A 20,482-nucleotide genomic window follows, 5' to 3' on the forward strand; every position below is an offset into this window, starting at 1 on the left:
GCGCCCGGGGTGAGGGCGTGCCGGCCGGCGCCCCCTCGCCCCGGCCCTGTCCGGTTCCCCGCAGCCCACCGCCTCTCCAACCGTCAGGGTCTCGCCAGCCGTCAGGAGGTGCCGAGTGTCCGTGCCCGAACTCAACCCGGAGGCCGCTGCCCGCCAGCCCCCCGCCGGGCGCCCGGATCTCGTGCGCGCCCTGGGGGCGGCCTGGCCGTGGCTCTTTCTGTTCACCCTGCTGGTCTTCTTCGAGGTCTGGGCGCGGGCGAGCTACCAGACCTCGTTCGTCTTCAACCTCACCAACGTCCAGAGCATCCTGCTCGCCGCCGTGCAGCCGCTCCTCATCGCGCTGGGCCAGACGCTGGTGATCATCGCCGGCGGCATCGACCTGAGCGTGGGCTTCACGGTGGGGCTGGCGGCGGTCGTGTCGGCGCGGGTCATGCAGACCCTCGATCCCTCGCTGCCCCCGGCGCTGTCGCTGCTCCTGGCCATCGTGGTGGCGCTGCTCGCCTCGCTGGGGGTGGGCTGGGTGAACGGCATCCTGATCGCCCGCTGGAAGGTGCCGCCCTTCATCGGCACGCTGGGGATGTACGGGGTGGCGCGCGGGCTGGGCTTCCTGACCTCGGGCGGCACCACGGTGGGCACCGACAACCCGGTCAACTCGGCGCTGGGCAACGGCAAGATGTTCGGGCTCGTGCCCTGGCCGGTGGTGGTCACCTTTCTCGTGGTGCTGTACGTGCATTACCTGCTCTCGCGCACCAAGTTCGGGCAGTACACCTACGCCATCGGCGGCAACCGCAACGCGGCCATCCGCGCGGGCATCAACGTGGACGCCCACACCATGAAGCTCTACCTGATCACCGCCGTGCTGGCGGGGGTCGCAGGCGCGATTTACACCGCGCGCTTCACCGCGGGCGCGGCGCAGGCCGGCGAGCCCACGCTGCTCGACTCCATCGCGGCGGTCGTGATTGGCGGTGCCAGCCTCTTCGGGGGGGCGGGCACGGTGGTGGGCACGGTGATCGGGGCGCTGATCATCGCGGTGATCCAGTTCGGCCTGGTGTTCATCAACGTGCAGCCCTTCTGGCAGTTCATCGCGGTGGGCGCGGTGATCATCCTCTCGGTGCTGGTCGATCAGGCGCGCACGCGGCGGGGCCGGACATGACGGCGCCGGATCTGGCCGGGATGGAGACGGCGCCCGCCGGAACCGCACCCCCCCTGCTGAGCGCCCGTCACCTGACCAAACGCTTCGGCGGCCTGACCGCGCTGAGCGACGTCTCGCTCGACCTGTTTCCCGGCGAGGTGCTGGCGCTGGCCGGCGACAACGGCGCGGGCAAGAGCACGCTGATCAAGTGCCTCTCGGGCGTGTACGTGCCCGAGGGGGGAGAGCTGCTGTTCGGCGGCCGCCCGGTCAGCCTCGGCAGCCCGCGCGAGGCGCGCGAGATCGGCATCGAGACCATCTATCAGGATCTGGCGCTGGCCGAGAACCTCGACGTGGGCGCCAACGTGTTCCTGGGCCGCGAGCCGGTGCGGCGGCGCTTCGGGCTCTTTCCGGTGATCGACCGCCCCGCCATGCGCGCGGCCGCGCAGGAGGTGCTCGACACGCTGGAGATCCACACCCGCCTCGACCGCCCGGTGCAGGACCTCTCGGGCGGCCAGCGCCAGGCGGTCGCCATCGGGCGCGCGATCTACTGGAAGGCGCGGGTGCTGATCATGGACGAGCCGACCGCCGCGCTGGGCGTGCCGGAGCAGCGCAAGGTCATCGAGCTGATCGGGCGGCTCAAGGCGCAGGGCGTGGGCATCATCTTCATCTCGCACAACCTGGGCGACATCTTCGCGGTGGCCGACCGGATCCTGGTGCTGCGCCGGGGCGTCACGGCCGGCGAGCGCCGCATCCAGGAGACCAGCGCCGACGAGGTCGTGAGGCTGATGGTCGGCGGATGAACACGCTCGGGCTGCTGTGTTCGGGGGGCGACGCGCCGGGCATGAACATGGCGCTGTGGGCCGCCGCGCGCTCGGCCGAGGCGCGCGGCTGGCGCGTGCTCGGGGTGCACGGGGGGTATCAGGGACTGCTCGGCGGCTCGGTCGAGCCCTGGCCCGCCGACCGGCTGCGCCCGTTTGCCCGCCTGGGCGGCGCGGTACTGGGCACCTCGCGCGTGCCGGACTTCACCCGTCAGGTGGGCGCGGCGGCGGCGCAGGCCCGCTCGGCCGGGATCACCCACGCGCTGGTGCTGGGCGGCGACGGCTCGCTGCGCGGGGCGGGGCTGCTGAACCGTGCGGGCCTGCCGACCGTGGGCCTGCCCGCCACCATCGACAACGACGTGCCGGGCTCGGCCGCCACGGTGGGCTTCGACAGCGCCGTGAACTTCGCGCTGCCGCTGGCCGACGCGCTGCTCGACACGGCCGAGGCGCTGCCCCGGCTGTGCGCCCTGGAGACGCTGGGTGGGAACACCGGCCATCTGGCTCAGGCAGTAGGCGACGCCTGCGGCGCGGACGTGGTGCTGGTGCCCGAAGCCCCGCTGGCGGCCCCCGAGCTGGCCGGGCGGGTGAGCGCCGCCCTGGCCCGCCGCCGCCACGCCCTGATCGTCGCCTCGGAGGGCTATCCGGCCCTGGAGGGCGTGCTGGACGCCCTGGCGCGGGAGGTGGGGCTGCGCCTGCGCCTGACCCGGCTGGGGCACGCCCAGCGGGGCGGCCGGCCCTCAGCGCGTGACCGGCTGCTGGCGGGCGCCCTCGCGGGCGAGGCGGCCGATCTGCTCGCGCGGGGCCACGCCGGCGTGCTGGCCTGGCGCGGCGCCCCCACCCTGCTCGAATTCGCTGCGCCTGCGCAGCAGGAGGCCTGAATGCCGCTCGTCACCAGTCTGGACATCCTGCCCCAGGCCCACGCCGGCGGCTACGCGGTCGGGGCCTTCAACTGCGTCAACATCGAATTCGCCCGCGCGGTGGTCGGCGCCGCCGAGGAGCTGGGCCAGCCGGTGATCGTGGCGCTCACCGCCGGGGCCGCCAACTACGCCGGCTGGGACGCGCTGCCCGCCGCCGTGCTGGGCATGGCGCGGGAGGCCCGCGTGCCCGTCTGCCTGCACCTCGACCACGGCACCTCGCTGGCCGAGGTCGAGCGGGCGCTGCAGGCCGGCTTCTCCAGCGTGATGATCGACGCCTCGGCGCTGCCACTGGAAGAGAACATCCGCCTGACGCGCGCGGCGGCCGAGCTGGCCCACGCGGCGGGCGTGGGCCTGGAGGGCGAACTGGGCCGGATCGGCGGCAAGGAGGACGGCATCGAGGCCCAGAGCCGGCTGACCGACCCGCAGGACGTGGGGCGCTTCGTCGAGGAGAGCGGCGTGGATTTTCTGGCGGCGGCCTTCGGCAGCGTTCACCAGATGGCGGCGCGCGAGGCGGTGCTCGACCTGGGGCTGGTGGCCCAGGTCGACGCCCTGGCCGGGCGGCCGCTGGTGCTGCACGGCGGCTCGGGCGTGCCCTTCGAGACCGTGCGCGGCGTGATCGAGCGCGGCGTCGCCAAGGTGAACATCGGCACCGAGCTGCAGCGCTGCTTCTGCGCTGCCCTGCGCCAGACGCTGGCGTCCCGGCCCGACGAGAGCGACGCCCGCAAGCTGCTGCGCCCGTCCATCGCCGCCGTGCAGGCGCTGGTGCGCGAGCGCATCGCGCTGTTCAGCGGGGCGGCCAGGGGTGTCCCGGCCGCCTCCGGGAGCCCGGCATGAAACGCTCCGAGATCAACCGGCTGATCCGTGAGGGCGAGGCCTTCGTGCGCGCCCACGGCTTCCTCCTGCCGCCCTTTGCCTTCTGGACGCCGCAGCAGTGGGCGAGCCTCGGGCTGGCCGGGCGGGAACTCACGGCCCACGGCCTGGGGTGGGATCTCACCGACTTCGGGCTGGGCGACTACGAGCACTTCGGCCTCCTGCTGTTCACGCTGCGCAACGGCAGCCTGGACGAGGCGCGCAGCGGGGTGGGCCGCACCTACGCCGAGAAGGTGCTGCTGGTGGGCAAAGATCAGGTCACCAAGTTCCACTTCCACCACCGCAAGACCGAGGACATCATCAACCGGGGCGGCGGCACGCTGGAACTCATGCTTCACAACGCCACGCTGGACGACCGTCTGGCCGACACGCCGGTGACCGTGCAGGTGGACGCCCTGGAGCGCACCCTGCCCCCCGGCGGGCTGCTGCGGCTCGCGCCCGGCGAGAGCGTCACGCTGCGGCCCGGCCAGTACCACCAGTTCACGGCGCGCGGCGCGCCCGTGCTGGCCGGCGAGGTCTCCAGCGTGAACGACGACCACTCCGACAACGTGTTCCTGGAGCCCCTGGGCCGCTTTCCCCGCATCGAGGAGGACGAGGCCCCCGAGCGCCTGCTGGTGGGTGATTACGCGCGGCTGGGCGCCGCCTGGCCGGGGTGAGGGGGCCGCTGCTGCTGGGCGTGGACGTGGGCACCACCCGGATCAAGGTGGGGGCCTTCACGCCGGACGGCGCCGTGCGGAGCCTGCGCGCCGCGCCCACGCCGGTCGTGCGAGGGGGGCCCGCGCGGGCGCACCACGACCCGGAGGCCCTGTGGGCCACCGTCGCCGGGCTGCTGCGCGAGGTGAAGGCTGACCTGAGCACCGACCTGGGCGGCATGCAGGGCGGCCAGATAGCCTGTATCGGCCTGTGCAGCTTCGGCGAGTCGGGCGTGCTGGTGGATCGCCGGGGCGAGGCCGACCGCCCCGTGCTCGCCTGGTACGACGACCGCCCACAGGCCGCGCTCGCGGCCCTGAAGGTGCTGAACCCCCCGGAGTGGCGGCGGCGCACCGGCCTCGTTCCGGATCACACCTATGGCCTGCCCAAGCTGCTGTGGGCGGCGGGCGAGTCGCCGCTGGCGGGGCTCTGCTGGCTTCCGGTGTCGGACTTCATCGCCCTGCGCCTGACCGGGCAGCGCTCGGTGGGGCTTACGCAGGCGGCGCGCACGCTGCTGCTCGACCTGCGCGCCCGCCGCTGGATGGACGCTCTGGCCGCAGCCCTGGGCCTGCCGGACGGTCTCCTGCCGCCGCTGCGCCTCCCCGGTCAGCCGCTGGGCGGGGTGAGCGCCGAGGCGGCCGCGCTCACGGGGCTGCCCCAGGGGCTCCCGGTGTGGGAAAGCGCCCACGACCAGCCCTGCGCCGCCGCCGGGATCGGGGCCACGGTGCCCGGCCTCACGGTCAATGCCTGCGGCACGGCCGAAACGCTGCTCACGGCGCTGCCCCTGACGGAGGTGGAGCAGGCGCTGGCGCGGCCGGGCGTGGCCGTGGGCCCACACGCCCTGCCGGGGCTCGCCTACGCCATGGTGACCCTGCGGGCGTCCGGCTCCACCCTGGACTGGGCGCTGCGGCTGGGCGGAGGTGAGCCCGAGCTTCAATTGGAGGTCGCGGCCCAGACACCCGCTGAGGAGGGCCCCCTGTTCTTCCCCCACCTGCGCCTCCTGACCGACGACCCCCTGGCCCCCACGCTGCCCGGCGGCCTGTTCCTGGGCCTGCGCGAGACGCATGGCCCGCCGCAGCTTCTCCGGGCCGTGCTGGAGGGCCTGTGCTGCGAACTCGCCCGGCTGCATGACCGCCTGCCGGCCCCCGGCCTCCTGCGCGCGGTGGGCGGCCCGACCCGCTGCGCCCTGTGGATGCGGCTCAAGGCGGGCGCGCTGAACGTGCCGGTCGAGGTCTACGAGCAGCCCCACGCGGCCGTGTGGGGCGCGGCCTGGCTCGCCTGGAGGCATCTGAACGCGGCAGGCGGCACTGAAGTGGCGCCAATCCAGCCGCCGCCCCGCGCCTCCTTCACGCCGCAGGACGCGGATCCATGGCGGATGCGCCGCCGCCGGTACGACGCCCTGCTGCCCGCGCTCTCGCGGGTGCTGGCCGCCGGAGGGGGGGTTCCCGCATGACTCCAGTGCCGAGCCCCCCGGTCGTGACCCTGACGCTGAACCCGGCGCTGGATCTGCACGAGGAGGTGCCCGGGCCCCGCCTGCACGCCCTGAACCGCGCCTCGCGGGGCACCTTCGAGCCCAGCGGCAAGGGCATCAACGTCGCCCGCGCCCTGCACGAGCTGGGCCTGGAGGTCACGGCGGTCGCGCCGCTGGGCGGCCCCCTCGGCCGCCTGATCCGGGAGGCGCTGGAGGCACAGGGCCTGAACCTGCGCGCCTGTCCGGTCGCCGGCGAGACGCGCCTGAACGTGAAGATCGCGGATCAGGCCGGCCGGACGACCGAGTTCAACCTGCCCGGCCCCGCCCTCTCCGGCGAGGAGCTGGGCCGCGTCTGGGACGCCCTGCGCTCGGTGGCCCGCCCGGGCAGCTGGGTCGTGCTCGCGGGGAGCCTGCCGCCCGGCGTGCCGGCCACGCTGTACGGCGACTGGACGCGCGCCCTGCAGGCCCAGGGGGCCACGGTGCTGCTGGACGCCGGCGGTGAGGCGCTGCGCGGCGCACTGGCGTCTGGCCCCTTCCTGATCAAGCCCAACCGCGAGGAGGCGCAGGCCGCCCTGGGCAGCCCGATCCGCACCCGGCAGGACGCGCTGGACGCGGCCCGGCGGCTGCGCGCCCTGGGGGCCCGTCAGGTCGCCCTGTCCCTGGGGGCGCAGGGCGCGCTGCTGCTGGGAGAGGAGGCGGTCTTCGCCACCCCCCCGGAGGTGGTGGTCAGGAGCACGGTCGGCTGCGGCGACGCCCTGCTGGCCGGCTTGATCGCCTCGCTGCGCTGGGGCCGGGGCTGGCAGGGGGCGGCCCGCTTCGCCACCGCCTACGCCGCCGCCCGCGCGCAGCACGGTGGCCCGGACTTCGGCGCCGCCGGGCGGGCCCAGCCCCTGCTGGACGCGGTGCAGCTCGTGGGCGCGGCGGAACAGGGCGCACAGGAAAGGGGGGTGGAACTGTGGACGTGATCAGCGTGGGCATCGTGATCGCCGACTGTGTGGCGCGGCCGGTGGGGCGCGTGCCCGCTGCGGGAGAGCTGGAACTCGTGGACGAGATCGGCCTGTTCCTGGGGGGCTCGGCCGCCAACACCGGCATCGCCCTGGCGCGGCTGGGCCTGAGGGTGGCGCTGGTCGGCCAGCTCGGCCGCGACGGGTTCGGCGACTTCCTGGAGGGCGCGGCCCGCGCCGCCGGCTGCGACACGCGCTTCCTGCGCCGGGGCGAGGTGCCGACCTCGGCCACCCTGGTGAACGTCGACGCGGCGGGCGAGCGCTCCTTCCTGCACGCGGTGGGGGCGGGCGCCCGGCTGCGCGCGGCGGACGTGCCGCTGGCCGGCCTGGCGGCCGAGGGGGCCCGCGCCCTGCACGTCGCGGGCTACTTCGTGCTGCCGGGCCTGGAACCCGACCTGCCCGGCCTGTTCGGGCAGGCCACGGAGCTGGGCCTGCTCACCTCGCTGGACACGGTCTGGGACGCCACGGGGCGCTGGCCGCGCGTGCACGCCGCGCTGCCGCACACCGACGTCTTCTGCCCCAGCCTGCCCGAGGCCCGCCACATCACCGGCTGCTCTGAGCCGGGGGACGTGCTGGACGCCCTGCTGGGCCTGGGCGTGCGCCGGGTCGCCGCCGTGAAGATGGGGCCGCAGGGCGCGCTGATCGGGCGTCCGGACGGCACGCGCCTGCACCTCTCGGCGGCGCCCGTGCGGGCGGTGGACGGCACCGGTGCCGGCGACGCCTTCATCGGCGGGTTGCTGGCCGGGCTGCTGCGGGATGAGGGCCTGGAGGCGGCCGGGCGCCTCGGCAGCGCGGCGGGGGCCCTGTGCGTGGGCGCCATGGGCGCCACCGCCGGCCTGCAGGGGCTCGCCCCCACCCGCGCCCTCGCGGACACCCTGCGCGCCGACGTGCTGCGTCGAGGCGGGCTCCACCCAGGCGGGCCCCAGCCCGATGAGCACGGCCCCCCAGGAGGCACCCCATGACCATCAGCCGAGTCCTGCCCCCCGACCGCGCCGCCCTGATCATCCCCATGGATCACGGCCTCACCATGGGCAACCTGCCCGGCCTGGAGCATCCCGCCGGCCTGCTGGAACGGCTGATCGCGGCGGGCGTGGACGGCACGCTGCTCTCGCCGGGGCTGGCGGGCCGGCTCGGGGCGCGCTGCCGGGAGGGCGGCATGAGCGTCACGCTGACCCTGGACTACCAGCTCTGGAGCGACCGCGCGGGCACCCTGGAGCACATCAGCGACGTCTTTCCGGTGTGCTCCGTGGCCCGCGCCCGCGACCTGGGCGCCGACGCCGTGAAGCTGCTGATGCCCTACGGCCTGGGCACCAAGGTCACGCGCGAGGTGCTGAGCCTGGCCGCGAGCGTGGCCGAGGACGCCCGCACCCACGACCTGCCGCTGGTGCTCGAACCCCTCTGGATGGGGCCCGCGCTGGGCGCAGACGAACACGACGAGGTGATCGTCCACGGCTCGCGGGTCGCGGTGGAGCTGGGCGCCGACATCCTCAAGATTCCGGCGCTGGGCACCGGGGCGCTGCGCGAGGTGCTGCGCTGGGGCGTGCCCACGGTCTTCCTGGGCGGCGCCCGGCAGGACGATCCGGCGGCGCTGTTCGCCCGCATCCGGGAGGGCATCGGCCTGGGCGCGCGCGGCGTCGTGGTGGGCCGCAACGTCTGGCAGAGCCCCGACATGGATCAGGCCATCGCGGCGCTCCGGGGCGCGCTGCAGCCGCAGGTGCCGGGGTAGTGCCGGGCGCAGGCCTTCAGTGTGCCAGCCGAGCCCTCTGGGCCAGCAGATCCTCGATCGCGTCGGCCAGGTGGATATCGTCGATGTGGTGGTCGCCGCGCTCCATGCGGAGCTGGTGGGCGCGCATCAGCACGTCGGCGTCGCGGTAGCCCTCGGGGGTCTGGAACTTGTAGCAGGCCAGCTCGACCTTCATGCCGTTCGGATCCTGCAGGTAGACCGAGTTCATGAAGCCCCGATCGCGCTCCAGGAACTCGATGCCGCGCTCCTGGAGCCTCGCCGGAATCTGGGTGAAGGTGGCGCGCGAGACGGCGAAGGCCAGGTGTTCCACGCAGCCGACCTCGCGCGGGGCGGGCCGGGCGGCGTCGGTGCGGGACTCGTTGGTGAACACGGTGAGCAGCCGGCCATCGCCGGGGTCGAAGTACAGGTGATTCTCGTCGGGCTTGCCCAGGTTGGGCTGTTCAAAGATGAAAGGCATCCCCAGCAGCCCCTCCCAGAAGTCGATGGCACTCTGCCGGGTCGACCCGACGATGGTGATGTGGTGAACGCCCTGTACCTGAAGTTTTCGCACGCGTGTTGACCCCCTGGAGTGCCCAGATCATCGCCGGACACGTCAGTTCAGACTGTAGCCTCCGGCCAGCTTCTGGTACTCGGCCACCTGCGCCGCCTGCCAGGCCCCGTCGTGGCCGAGTTCCTCCGCGAGCAGCTCGGCCACGCGCGGGGCCGCCTGGGCGCTGGCGTCCGCGTTCAGCAGCAGCGCCCTCAGGCGGCGGCTGAGCACGTCCTCCACCGTGCGGGCCTGCTCCATGCGGGCCGCCCAGCGCACCTCGGCCTCGCTGTAGGGCAGTTCCGGGTGCAGGGGCGTGTCGGCTCCAGGCAGCGCCTGCACGCGCGCCGCGTCGGTGCCGTAGACCTTCCAGTGGTCGTCCATCTCGTCGTGCGTCCAGGCGTGCAGCTTCAGCCCCTGCGTGATGCTCAGGCGCCGCGGCAGGCCCGCCACGGACTCGGCGCGGTTCACGGTGTCCTCGCCCATGCGCCGGTAGGTCGTCCACTTGCCGCCCGTCAGCGTGATCAGCCCGCTCCCGGCGATGCGGATGATGTGGTCGCGCGAGAGCCCCGCCGTGGAGGACGCCGTGCCCCCGGCGCCGTCGGTCTTCTCGTTCCGAACCAGCGGGCGCAGGCCCACGTAGACGCTGCGGACGTCCGCCCGGGTGGGGGCCGGCTGCAGGTATTTGGCCGCCGTGCTCAGGATGAAGTCGATCTCCTCGGGCAGCGCGCGGGGCTCCAGCGAGACCTCGGGCACCGGGGTATCGGTCGTGCCGATCACCACATGGTCGTGCCAGGGCACCGCGAACAGCACCCGGCCGTCGTCGGTGCGCGGCACCATCAGCGCCGCGTCGCCGGGCAGGAACCGGCGATCCACCACCACATGCACGCCCTGGCTGGGCGAGAGCATGGGCCGGCTGCCGGGCTCGTCCATGCGCCGCACGTCGTCCACGAACACGCCTGTGGCGTTGACCACGGCCCTCGCGCGGGCCTCGTGTTCCTGGCCGGTTTCACGGTCGCGCCAGCGGGCGCCCACCACCTTGCCGCCCTCCTTGATCAGCCCCACCACCGGGGCGTGGTTCAGCGCCACCCCGCCGTGGTTCTCCAGCGTCCGCAGCAGCGTCACCGCCAGCCGCGAGTCGTCGAACTGTCCGTCGAAGTACAGGATGCCGCCCCGGAGCCCGCTCCTGATCAGCGTGGGCGCCAGCTTCAGGGCCTCGACCTTGCCCACGTAGCGGCTGCCCCTGAGGTTCAGCTTCCCCGCCAGCAGGTCATAGAGCTTCAGCCCGATGCCGTAGAAGGGCGCGGACCACCAGGTATACGCCGCGATCACGAAGCCCAGGTCGCGCACCAGATGGGGAGCGTTGCGCCGCAGCAGCCCGCGCTCGTGCAGGGCCTCGCGCACCAGCGACACGTTGCCCTGCGCCAGATACCGCACGCCGCCGTGAACCAGCTTGGTGGAGCGGCTCGACGTCCCCTTGGCGTAGTCGTGGGCTTCGAGCAGCAGGGTGCGGTGGCCGCGCGAGGCCGCCTCCAGCGCCGTGCCCAGCCCCGAGGCTCCGCCGCCGATGACGAGGATGTCCCAGGGCAGGGTCTGCGCACTCTGGGTCTCCGTGCTGGGGGCCTCCGCACGCCGGGTGGCCGCTTCTACGATGTCTGCACGCTTCATGGGGTGTCCTTTGGAACGACGGGGGAGGAGGGACGGGCAGGAATGAACGTTCGTCCGCAGCATTTGAACATATGTTCACTCCTTCGACAAGGGGTTCCCTGCCCGTCTTCGGGCCGCCTCGACTCCGCTCCCCTATCCGGGCTTCGCCCAGTCCCGGCTGCGTTCCACGGCGCGTTTCCAGGTCTGCAGGCGGCCCTGGGCTTCGTCGCGCCCCATGCCCGGCTCGAAGCGCCGATCCACCTGCCACAGGGCCTTGAGTTCGTCCTGATCCTGCCAGAAGCCCACCGCCAGCCCGGCCAGATACGCGGCGCCCAGCGCGGTCGTCTCGGTGATCTTCGGGCGCACCACGGGCACGCCCAGGATGTCGGCCTGGAACTGCATCATGGCGTCGTTGCCCGCGCCGCCGCCGTCCACCCGCAGCTCGTGAACCTGGGTGCCGCCCCGCGCCGTGTCCTGCTGCATCGCCTCCAGCAGCTCGGCGCTCTGGAAGGCCACGCTCTCCAGCGCCGCGCGGGCGATGTGGGCGCCGGTCGTGCCGCGCGTCAGGCCGACCACCGTGCCGCGCGCGTAGGGATCCCAGTACGGGGCGCCCAGGCCCACGAAGGCCGGCACCAGCACCACGCCGCCGGAGTCGGGCACCGAGGTCGCCAGCGCCTCGACCTCAGAGCTGTGACGGATCAGGCCCAGACCGTCGCGCAGCCACTGCACCACCGCGCCCGCCACGAACACGCCGCCCTCCAGCGCGTAGGTGCGCTGCCCGGCGAGCTGCCACGCGACCGTGGTCAGCAGCCGGTGGGCCGAGTCCACCGCCTGCGCCCCGGTGTTCAGCAGCATGAAACAGCCGGTGCCGTAGGTGTTCTTCGCCATGCCCACGTCCAGGCAGGCCTGCCCGAAGGTGGCCGCCTGCTGGTCGCCCGCGATCCCCCCGATGGGCACCTGCGCGCCCAGCAGGCCCTTCGATGTCTGCCCGTACACCTCCGAACTGCTCCGCACCTCGGGCAGCATGGAGCGCGGCACGTCCAGCAGGGTCAGCAGCCCGTCGTCCCAGCCGCCCGCGTGGATGTCGTACAGCAGCGTGCGGCTGGCGTTGCTGGCGTCGGTCACGTGCAGCCCGCCCGTGAGTTTGTAGACCAGCCAGGAGTCCACCGTGCCGAAACACAGCTCGCCCGCCTCTGCCTGCGCCCGGGCGCCGGGCACGTGGTCGAGCAGCCAGCGCACCTTGGTGCCCGAGAAGTAGGCGTCCAGCTCCAGGCCGGTCTTCTGCTTGATGAGATCGGCCTTGCCGGCCGCGCGCAGCTCGTCGCACAGTCCGGCGGTGCGGCGATCCTGCCAGACGATGGCCCGCCCGATGGGCTGGCCGCTCAAGCGGTTCCAGACCACCACCGTCTCGCGCTGGTTGGTGATGCCGATGGCGGCGAGGTCGGCGGCGCGCAGGCCGGCCGAGCTCAGGGCTTCTTGCATCACGCCGCTCTGGGTGCTCCAGATTTCCGCGGCGTCGTGCTCGACCCAGCCGGGCTGCGGGAAGTGCTGGGTGAATTCCTTCTGGGCGCGGGCCACCACGGCGCCCGCCCGGTCGAAGACGATGGCGCGGCTGCTGGTGGTGCCCTGATCGAGGGCCAGGATGTACTGGGTCATGGGCTCATGATTCTCCCGTATTCACGGCTGTCCCGCGGCGCTCCGCAGCGGGCAGCGGGCAGCGGGCAGGGTGCCGCACGCCCGGCGGCGCAGCGGGCCGCCGGGCCGTGAGGCGTGCGGGGCTACTTGACCCGGCCGGCCTTCCAGGCGTTGAGCAGCGTCTGGTAGGCGATGGTCTCGCCCTTCTCCTTCTCGTTGGCGAGCTTGGGATAGGGCGCGCCGGGCTGGTCGAACCAGTACTGGGCGCTGCGCTCGGGGTTGAGCTTGGGCGCGCAGCGTTTCATGCCGGCGCGTTCGAGGCGCGCGAGCACCTTGTCCTGCTCGGCGGCCAGGCCGTCCATGGCCTGCTGCGGGGTGACCTCGCCGGCGGCGGCGGGGGCGATGGCCTGCCACCACAGCTGCGCCATCTTGGGGTAGTCCGGGATGTTGGTGCCGGTGGGCGACCACGACACGCGCGCGGGCGAGCGGTAGAACTCGACCAGGCCGCCGTACTTGTTGGCGTTGTCGGTGAAGTACTTGGAGCGGATATCGCTGTCACGCACGAAGGTCAGGCCCATGATGCTCTTCTTGAGGCTGGTGGACTTGGCGGTCACGAACTGCGCGTACAGCCACGCGGCGGCCGTGTTCTTGGCGGGCGTGTTCTTCAGCAGCGTCCACGAGCCCACGTCCTGATAGCCCAGCTTGGTGCCCTCGCGCCAGTACGAGCCGTGCGGGCTGGGCGCCATGCGCCACTTCGGCGTGCCGTCGGCGTTCACCACCGGCAGGCCCTTTTTCACCATGTCGGCGGTGAAGGCCGTGTACCAGAAGATCTGCTGCGCGATGTTGCCCTGCGCCGGCACCGGCCCGGATTCCGAGAAGGTCATGCCGCCCGCTTCCGGCGGCGCGTACTTCTTCAGCCAGTCCACGTACTTGGTCAGCGCGTACACGGCGGCCGGGCCGTTGGTGTCCCCGCCGCGGGTGACGCTCGAGCCCACCGGGCGACAGTCCTGTACGCGTACGCCCCACTCGTCGACCGGCAGGCCGTTGGGGATGCCCTTGTCGCCGTTGCCGGCCATGCTCAGCCAGGCGTCGGTGAATCTCCAGCCCAGCGAGGGGTCTTTCTTGCCGTAGTCCATGTGGCCGTAGACCCGCTTGCCGTCGATGGTCTTGACGTCGTTGGTGAAGAAGTTGGCGATGTCCTCGTAGGCGCTCCAGTTCACCGGCACGCCCAGCTCGTAGCCGTACTTGGCCTTGAACTTCGCCTTCAGGTCGGGGCGGGCAAACCAGTCGGCGCGGAACCAGTACAGGTTGGCGAACTGCTGGTCCGGCAGCTGGTAGATCTTCTTGTCGGGGCCGGTGGTGAACGAGATGCCGATGAAGTCCTTGAGATCCAGCGTGGGCGAGGTCACGGCCTTGCCGGCGCCCGCCATGTAGTCGCTCAGCGGCAGCACGAAGTCGTTGCGGAAGTGTGTGCCGATCAGGTCCGAGTCGTTGATGTAGGCGTCGTAGATGGTGCGGCCCGACTGGAACTGGGTCTGCAGCTTCTCGATCACGTCGCCTTCCTGGATCAGGTCGTGCTTGACCTTGATCCCGGTGATCTCGGTAAAGGCCTTGGCCATCACCTCGGCCTCGTATTTGTGCGTGGTGATGGTCTCGGAGGCCACCGTGATGGTCATGCCCCGGTAGGGCTTGGCCGCCTGGATGAACCACTCCATCTCCTTCATCTGCTGCGCCTTGCTCAGCGTGGAGGGCTGGAACTCGGTGTCGATCCACTTCTTCGCGGCCGCCATGTTGGCCGCGTCGGAGGTCTGACCCTGCGCCTGCATTCCCAGCGCGGCCACCACGGCGGCGGCCAGCGCTCCGCTGATCAGCAGACTGTTGCGGACAAAACCCTGTTGCCGTTGATTCATACGTCCCCCAAGAATTGTGGTCGGTCGTGCCCGGCGGCTGCCGGAACCGGGGCGAACCTTCGCTGGCGTCTGGGCGTTCGTCGCGGAGGGAAGGTCATCCCGCGTGCCCACGAAGTGGGTGACTTCCTAGCCCCAGCGCATGGCGACCGCCAGCCAGAGCAGCGAGAGCGTGAGCCCGATCAGCGGCGAGGCGTCCGTGACCCCCCACCAGGTGAGGTTGATGGCGAGGAGGCCCAACATGGCGATATAGAAGCGGTCGCCCCGGTCGGTGGGAATCGGCAGGAAACCCTTGCGCGTCACGGGCGGCCTTCTCACGTCCATGACCGTGAGCACGGCGATCGCGGCGATGATCAGCAAGGTGAAGAGTGCGGTGGGCCACGTCCAGGCCATCCAAGCCATATCAGTTCCTCCCCGTGCGCGCGTTCCACTCCATTCCAGACTTTCCGGAACCACACCGGAAAGTCCTGCATCCCGTGGAACGCTTTTCTCTTCCCACCCGCGCCGCTCGGCCTGAACCTTGAACCCCGGCTTCAGTCGCCCCGCTTTCGATCAACCTCGGCATCAGACCCGCCCCAGTGCGAAGCCCTTGGCGATGTAGTTGCGCACGAACCAGATCACCAGCGCGCCCGGCACGATGGTCAGCACGCCCGCCGCTGCCAGCAGTCCCCAGTCCATGCCCGAGGCGCTGACCGTGCGGGTCATCACGGCGGCGATGGGCTTGGCGTCCACTGAGGTCAGCGTGCGCGCCAGCAGCAGCTCGATCCAGCTGAACATGAAGCAGAAGAACGCGGTCACGCCGATCCCGCTGCGCACCAGCGGAATGAAGACCCGGAAGAAGAAGCGCCCGAAACTGTAGCCGTCGATATACGCCGTCTCATCGATCTCGCGCGGCACGCCCGACATGAAGCCTTCCAGGATCCAGACCGCCAGCGGCACGTTGAACAGCAGGTGCGCCAGCGCCACGCCGATGTGCGTGTCGAACAGCCCGACACTCTGGTAGAGCTGGAAGAACGGCAGCAGAAATACGGCCGGCGGGGCCATGCGGTTGGTCAGCAGCCAGAAGAACAGGTGCTTGTCGCCCTGGAAGGAGTAGCGCGAGAAGGCGTAGGCGGCCGGCAGCGCGATGATCAGCGAGATCACCGTGTTCAGCGCCACGTAGGTCAGCGAGTTCAGGTAGCCCGTGTACCACGCCGGGTTGGTGAAGATCTCGCGGTAGTGCTCGAAGGTCACGGTGCGCGGCCACAGCGAGAAGCCCGCCAGGATCTCCTCGTTGGTCTTGAGGCTCATGGTGATCATCCAGTAGATCGGCAGCATCAGCAGGATGAAGTACACGGGCAGCAGCACGCGGCCGGGTCGGAAGGGGGGGCGGGTGCGCGGGGCCAGCGTGCGCGGCTGTGTCACGGGCCGGGTCACGGTCTCGGAATTCACGGGTTCAGAGGTCACTGGGGCACCGCCCCCTGCTCGGATGGATTCGCCGTGCGCTGGATCACCGTGTAGAGCACGAAACTGACCACCTGGATGATCAGGAAGTAGACCAGGCTGAAGGCCGCCGCCGGCCCCAGGTCGAACTGCCCCACCGCCAGCTTGGTCAGGTAGATCGACAGGAACGTGGTGGCGTTGCCGGGGCCGCCGCCGGTGAGCACGAAGGGCTCGGTGTAGATCATGAACGAGTCCATGAAGCGCAGCAGCAGCGCGATCATCAGCACGCCGCGCAGCTTGGGGAGCTGGATGAAGCGGAACACCGCCCAGGCCCGGGCGCCGTCGATCTTCGCGGCCTGGTAGTAGCCCTCCGGGATGGCCCGCAGCCCGGCGTAACACAGCAGCGCCACCAGCGGCGTCCAGTGCCAGACATCCATCAGCACGATGGTCAGCCAGGCGTCCAGGGGGTTCAGGGCGTAGTTGTAGTCGATGCCCAGCCGCGCCAGGAAGTGCCCGCCCAGCCCGATGTCGGCCCGCCCGAAGATCTGCCAGATGGTGCCGACCACGTTGAAGGGCACCAGCAGCGGCAGCGCGATCAGAACCAGCGACAGCGAGGCCGCGAAGCCCCGCGCCGGCAGCGAGAGCGCGATCATTATGCCCAGCGGGATCTCGATCGCCAGCACCACCAGCGTGAACAGCAGCTGGCGCCCGAAGGCCCCGTGCAGCTGCGGATCGCGCAGCACCTCCCGGAACCAGTCCAGGCCGACGAACACCTTCTGGGTCGGGCTGATGATGTCCTGCACCGAGTAGTTGATGACGGTCATCAGCGGGATGATGGCGCTGAAGGCCACCGACAGCACGACGGGCAGCACCAGGAACCAGGCGCGGTTGTTGCGGGGCTTCAGCATGGAGCGCTCCAGGGGGAAAGAGGGGTCACCGGACGATCCGGTCGCCCGCGTAGAGCCGGGTCTGGTTCGGCGGGAAGCTCAGGTAGCCGGGGCCGGCGCTGATGGCGGCGTCTTCGGGGAGCTTGGCGCGCAGGGTCTGGCCGCCCAGCCGGGCCGTGACGATCTTGTAGTTCCCCAAGTCGTCCACGCGCTCGATCTCGGCGCTCAGGGCGCCGGGCGCGGCCTCGTTGCTGCAGCCCAGGAACTCCGGGCGGATGCCCAGCGTCAGCGCCCCCTGCGCGCGGCTGAGCACGCCCCCGTCCAGCGGCACCCGCGCGTCGCCGATCTGCACCGCCCCCTGGCCGGGGCTGGGGCCGCCTCCAGGCACCGCCGTGCAGGGCAGCAGGTTCATTCCCGGACTGCCGATGAAGTAGCCCACGAAGGTGTGCTCGGGTTCCTCGAACAGAGATTGCGGGGTGCCCGCCTGCACGACCTCGCCGCCCTGCATCAGCACGACCTGGTCGGCGAAGGTCAGCGCCTCGACCTGATCGTGCGTGACGTAGATCAGCGAGAGCTTCAGCTCGTGGTGGATCTGCTTGAGCTTGCTCCGCAGCTGCCACTTCAGGTGCGGGTCGATCACGGTCAGCGGCTCGTCGAAGAGGATCGCCGCCACGTCGCGGCGCACCAGCCCGCGCCCCAGCGAGATCTTCTGCTTCATGTCGGCCGAGAGGCCGCTGGCGCGGCGCCGGAGGTCACCCGTCAGCTCCAGCAGCTCGGCCACCTGCGAGACCCGAGAGCGAACCTCGGCCTCGGGCACGCGGCGGTTGCGCAGCGGGAAGGCCAGGTTGTCGTGCACGGTCATGGTGTCGTAGATCACCGGGAACTGGAACACCTGGGCGATGTTGCGCGCCTCGGTGGGCAGATCGGTCACGTCGCGCCCGTCGAAGAGCACCCGCCCCTGCGAGGGCCGCACCAGCCCCGAGATGATGTTCAGCAGCGTGGTCTTGCCGCAGCCCGAGGGCCCCAGCAGCGCGTAGGCCCCGCCGTCCTGCCAGGTCATGGTCATGGGCCGCAGGGCGTAGTCCGCAGGTGTCTGCGGGTTCTCGCGGTAGGCGTGCGCCAGCCCGTCAAGGTCGATGCGGGCCATTACAGGGCCCCCTGGATCGTCTGAACGGTGGGGGCGGGCGGGCGGGGCGGGGCGGCGGCCAGCGCGCCGGCCGCGTCGAAGGCGAACATCCGCCGGGGATTGAGGTGCAGCGTGACCTGCTGCCCCGGCGTGACCGGATGGATGCCGGAGAGCTGCGCCACGAGGTGCGCGCCGTCGCCCGTCCCCAGCCGCGTGTGCAGGTAGGTCTCCGAGCCCGACAGCTCGGCCACGTTCACCTGGGCGCCCAGCGGCAGGTCGTCCGGCCCCTCCGGGCGCAGGCCCGCGTGGTTGGCGCGCACGCCCAGCTGGTACGCCCCGCTCAGACCCGCCATATGGGGCGGCAGCGCGAAGCTCTCGCCGCCGGCCAGCCGTCCCCGCCCCGACTCCAGCCGGGCGTCCAGCAGGTTGATGGGCGGGTCGCTGAATACCTGCCCCACGCGCACCGAGTCCGGGTGGTGGTACACCTCCAGCGTGCGCCCGGACTGCAGCAGCCGGCCCTCGCCCAGCACCGCGACCTGCCCGCCCAGGGTGAGCGCCTCGGACGGCTCGGTGGTGGAGTACACCACCACGGCGCTGCGCCGCGCGAAGATCTCGCGCATCTCGGCGCGCAGTTCCTCGCGCAGCTTGTAGTCCAGGTTGACCAGCGGCTCGTCGAACAGCAGCAGGTCGGCCTCCTTCACCAGCGCCCGCGCGATCGCCACGCGCTGCTGCTGCCCCCCCGACAGCTCGGCCGGCAGCCGTTTCAGGAAGGGTTCCAGGTGCATCAGCGCCGCCACCGCCTGTACCTTCTCCTGGATGACCGCGCTGGCCAGCCCGGCGATCCGCAGCGGCGAGGCGATGTTCTCGAAGACCGTGAAGCTGGGGTAGTTCACGAACTGCTGGTACACGAAGGCCACCGAGCGCTTCTGCACCCCCACTCCGGTCACGTCCTGGCCGTTCACGAGCACCCGCCCGCTGGTCGGCGTGTCCAGCCCCGCCATCAGGCGCATGAGGGAGGTCTTGCCCGCCAGCGTGGGCCCCAGCAGCACGTTCAGGCCGGGATTGAGGCTCAGGCTCATGGGGTACAGGTGGGTCTGCGCGCCCACCTGCTTGGAAATGCTCTCCAGGCTCAGGGTCATGGGGCGAAGCCGGAACGCGAGGGCCAGGGGGTGGACATCGGGAACTCCTTGCGGCACCCGTCGGCACGGGGCGGTCGGCAGGGGAGAGCGCTCACGGGCAGGCGGCACAGGGCAGGGGGCACAGGGCAAGGAGCACAGGGCAAGGAGCACAGGGCAAGGAGCACAGGGCAAGGAGCACAGGACAGAAAGCACAGAGCCAGGCACCGACGATCCGGGCAAGGCGAGTCACGTTACAATGTGGTGAACAGATGATACGGGCTGAGGAACGAATGTTCAAGCCCACCCGGCCGCCGGGGGGCCGGTACCCCTCCGGTGGGGCGCGTTTTCTCTCCTGAACGGGCAATCCGCCGCTCTGGGGGTGCCCTTGACACCCGCCCCCCCGGACGTATGCTGGCCTCACCGTGACCTCCGAGCCCGCCGCGAAGCCGCCCACCTCCAGTCTGCCCGCATCCGGCCAGCCCACCTCCGGCCAGTCGGCGCTGAGCGTGGACGTGCAGGCGGTGCAGGTCGCCCGGCTCTATTACGTGCAGGGCCTGACCACCGACGCGATAGCGGGCGAGCTGGGGCTCTCGCGGCCCAAGGTCTCGCGGCTGCTGTCGCACGCGCGGCGCAGCGGGCTGGTCGAGATCCGGATTCATGACCCGGAAGGGCAGGCGCAGGCCCTCGAGGCCCAGCTCCATGCCCGCTACGGGTTCCTGAAGGCCCAGGTCGTGAGCGTGCCGCAGGGCAGCTCCGAGGAGCTGTGGGCCGAGCGCACCGCCGCCGCCGCCGCGAGCCTGCTGGGCGCCCTGATCCGCCCCGGCATGCGCGTGGGGCTGGCCTGGGGCAACACCATGAGCGCGGTCAGCCACGCCCTGACGCCGCGCCCGGTGCCCGGCGTGACCTTTGTGCAGCTCAACGGCTCGGCCAACGCGGCCGATTTCATGAGCGGCTTCGTGACCGACACCATCCTGCGCTTCGCCCGCAACTTCTCGGCGGGCGCGCAGCTGTTTCCGGTACCGACCTTCTTCGACGACCCTGCCACCAAGCAGGCCATGTGGCGCGAGCGAAGTGTGCGGCACGTGCTGGAGCTCCAGCAGAGGGCCGATCTGCTGATGTACTCGGTGGGCAGCCACACCGCCCACACGCCCAGCCACGTCTACAGCGCCGGCTACCTGGACGCCGCCGACCTCGCGGTGCTGGCGGCGGAAGGCGCGGTGGGCGACATCGCCACCGTGTTCTTCCGCGCCGACGGCAGCTGGGAGGGCCTGACCCTGAATGCCCGCGCCAGCGGCCCGGAGCTGGAACTGATCCGCCAGGCCCAGGAATCGGTGTGTGTGGTCAGCGGTCTGGGCAAGGTGGCGGCGCTGCATGCGGCCCTCCAGGGACAGCTGATGCGGCGCCTGATCGTCGACGAGATCACCGCGCGGGCGGTGCTGGAGCTGAGTGATCCGGGGGTGAGCTGAAGCTCCTGCGCCTGTGCATCCGGTCAGTGATCCGGTCGGTGCCGTCTCGGTCGAATGGCCAGAATGGGTCGTCTCCAGACCATGCCACCCTCCCCGTCCTGT

The 20,482-nt window shown here is 71.7% G+C and carries 19 protein-coding genes; 10 read left to right on the plus strand and 9 right to left on the minus strand.

Features of this window, described 5'->3' with window-relative positions; translation table 11 throughout:
* Positions 1-115: 115 nt before the first annotated feature.
* Genes CVO96_RS17220 through CVO96_RS17260 form a run of 9 tightly spaced genes read left to right on the plus strand, consistent with a single transcriptional unit; the run spans position 116 to position 8,628 of the window.
* Positions 116-1,153, plus strand: a complete 1,038-nt coding sequence (locus CVO96_RS17220) for an ABC transporter permease subunit (protein ID WP_207795363.1) — start codon at positions 116-118, stop codon at positions 1,151-1,153.
* Complete coding sequence (locus CVO96_RS17225) at positions 1,150-1,932, plus strand: ATP-binding cassette domain-containing protein (RefSeq protein WP_207795364.1); 783 nt, start codon at positions 1,150-1,152, stop codon at positions 1,930-1,932. The genes CVO96_RS17220 and CVO96_RS17225 overlap by 4 nt, the downstream gene beginning before the upstream one ends.
* Positions 1,929-2,828: a 6-phosphofructokinase gene (locus CVO96_RS17230; protein ID WP_103313686.1), complete on the plus strand. Its 900-nt coding sequence runs from the start codon at positions 1,929-1,931 to the stop codon at positions 2,826-2,828. The genes CVO96_RS17225 and CVO96_RS17230 overlap by 4 nt, the downstream gene beginning before the upstream one ends.
* Positions 2,829-3,701: a class II fructose-bisphosphate aldolase gene (locus CVO96_RS17235; protein ID WP_103313687.1), complete on the plus strand. Its 873-nt coding sequence runs from the start codon at positions 2,829-2,831 to the stop codon at positions 3,699-3,701. It abuts the gene before it with no gap.
* Entirely contained in the window at positions 3,698-4,393 is a 696-nt protein-coding gene (locus tag CVO96_RS17240) for a D-lyxose/D-mannose family sugar isomerase (RefSeq protein ID WP_103313688.1), read from the plus strand. Before CVO96_RS17235 ends, CVO96_RS17240 begins: the two co-directional genes overlap by 4 nt.
* A complete protein-coding gene (locus CVO96_RS17245; protein WP_207795365.1) occupies positions 4,390-5,880 on the plus strand; it encodes an FGGY-family carbohydrate kinase in 1,491 nt (496 codons plus the stop codon). The genes CVO96_RS17240 and CVO96_RS17245 overlap by 4 nt, the downstream gene beginning before the upstream one ends.
* Positions 5,877-6,863, plus strand: coding sequence for a 1-phosphofructokinase family hexose kinase (locus CVO96_RS17250; protein WP_207795366.1), 987 nt, complete (start codon positions 5,877-5,879; stop codon positions 6,861-6,863). The genes CVO96_RS17245 and CVO96_RS17250 overlap by 4 nt, the downstream gene beginning before the upstream one ends.
* The gene (locus tag CVO96_RS17255) at positions 6,854-7,864 is read left to right on the plus strand and encodes a carbohydrate kinase family protein (RefSeq protein WP_207795367.1); all 1,011 of its coding nucleotides are present in this window, start codon (positions 6,854-6,856) and stop codon (positions 7,862-7,864) included. The genes CVO96_RS17250 and CVO96_RS17255 overlap by 10 nt, the downstream gene beginning before the upstream one ends.
* Complete coding sequence (locus tag CVO96_RS17260) at positions 7,861-8,628, plus strand: class I fructose-bisphosphate aldolase (protein WP_103313690.1); 768 nt, start codon at positions 7,861-7,863, stop codon at positions 8,626-8,628. The genes CVO96_RS17255 and CVO96_RS17260 overlap by 4 nt, the downstream gene beginning before the upstream one ends.
* Positions 8,629-8,644: 16 nt before the next feature.
* On the opposite strand, the gene CVO96_RS17265 is transcribed toward CVO96_RS17260, so the two are convergent.
* From CVO96_RS17265 to CVO96_RS17305, 9 genes are all read right to left on the minus strand, one after another.
* On the minus strand, positions 8,645-9,196 hold the full coding sequence (locus tag CVO96_RS17265) for a VOC family protein (protein ID WP_103313691.1): 552 nt from the start codon (positions 9,194-9,196) through the stop codon (positions 8,645-8,647).
* A gap of 42 nt (positions 9,197-9,238) precedes the next feature.
* Positions 9,239-10,840, minus strand: a complete 1,602-nt coding sequence (locus tag CVO96_RS17270) for a glycerol-3-phosphate dehydrogenase/oxidase (protein ID WP_103313692.1) — start codon at positions 10,838-10,840, stop codon at positions 9,239-9,241.
* A gap of 132 nt (positions 10,841-10,972) precedes the next feature.
* On the minus strand, positions 10,973-12,475 hold the full coding sequence (gene glpK, locus CVO96_RS17275; protein WP_103313693.1) for a glycerol kinase GlpK: 1,503 nt from the start codon (positions 12,473-12,475) through the stop codon (positions 10,973-10,975).
* Between the two features lie 122 nt (positions 12,476-12,597).
* Positions 12,598-14,364 (minus strand): ABC transporter substrate-binding protein, encoded by a 1,767-nt coding sequence (locus tag CVO96_RS17280; protein WP_103313694.1) that lies wholly within the window; start codon positions 14,362-14,364, stop codon positions 12,598-12,600.
* Between the two features lie 126 nt (positions 14,365-14,490).
* Positions 14,491-14,763 carry a DUF2160 domain-containing protein gene (locus CVO96_RS17285; protein WP_103313695.1) on the minus strand — a complete coding sequence of 91 codons (273 nt, stop codon included), beginning with the start codon at positions 14,761-14,763 and terminating at the stop codon, positions 14,491-14,493.
* Positions 14,764-14,925: 162 nt separating this feature from the next.
* Entirely contained in the window at positions 14,926-15,807 is an 882-nt protein-coding gene (locus CVO96_RS17290; RefSeq protein WP_243398480.1) for a carbohydrate ABC transporter permease, read from the minus strand.
* Positions 15,804-16,691 (minus strand): carbohydrate ABC transporter permease, encoded by an 888-nt coding sequence (locus tag CVO96_RS17295; protein WP_103313696.1) that lies wholly within the window; start codon positions 16,689-16,691, stop codon positions 15,804-15,806. Before CVO96_RS17295 ends, CVO96_RS17290 begins: the two co-directional genes overlap by 4 nt.
* Before the next feature lie 25 nt (positions 16,692-16,716).
* On the minus strand, positions 16,717-17,817 hold the full coding sequence (locus CVO96_RS17300) for an ABC transporter ATP-binding protein (protein WP_103313697.1): 1,101 nt from the start codon (positions 17,815-17,817) through the stop codon (positions 16,717-16,719).
* Positions 17,817-18,935: an ABC transporter ATP-binding protein gene (locus CVO96_RS17305; RefSeq protein WP_103313698.1), complete on the minus strand. Its 1,119-nt coding sequence runs from the start codon at positions 18,933-18,935 to the stop codon at positions 17,817-17,819. The genes CVO96_RS17300 and CVO96_RS17305 overlap by 1 nt, the downstream gene beginning before the upstream one ends.
* A 401-nt stretch (positions 18,936-19,336) precedes the next feature.
* Here CVO96_RS17305 and CVO96_RS17310 point away from each other — a divergent pair, with 401 nt between their 5' ends.
* A complete protein-coding gene (locus tag CVO96_RS17310) occupies positions 19,337-20,380 on the plus strand; it encodes a sugar-binding transcriptional regulator (protein WP_341476188.1) in 1,044 nt (347 codons plus the stop codon).
* Positions 20,381-20,482 lie beyond the last annotated feature (102 nt).

This window comes from Deinococcus koreensis (genome assembly GCF_002901445.1).
Taxonomy (GTDB): domain Bacteria; phylum Deinococcota; class Deinococci; order Deinococcales; family Deinococcaceae; genus Deinococcus; species Deinococcus koreensis.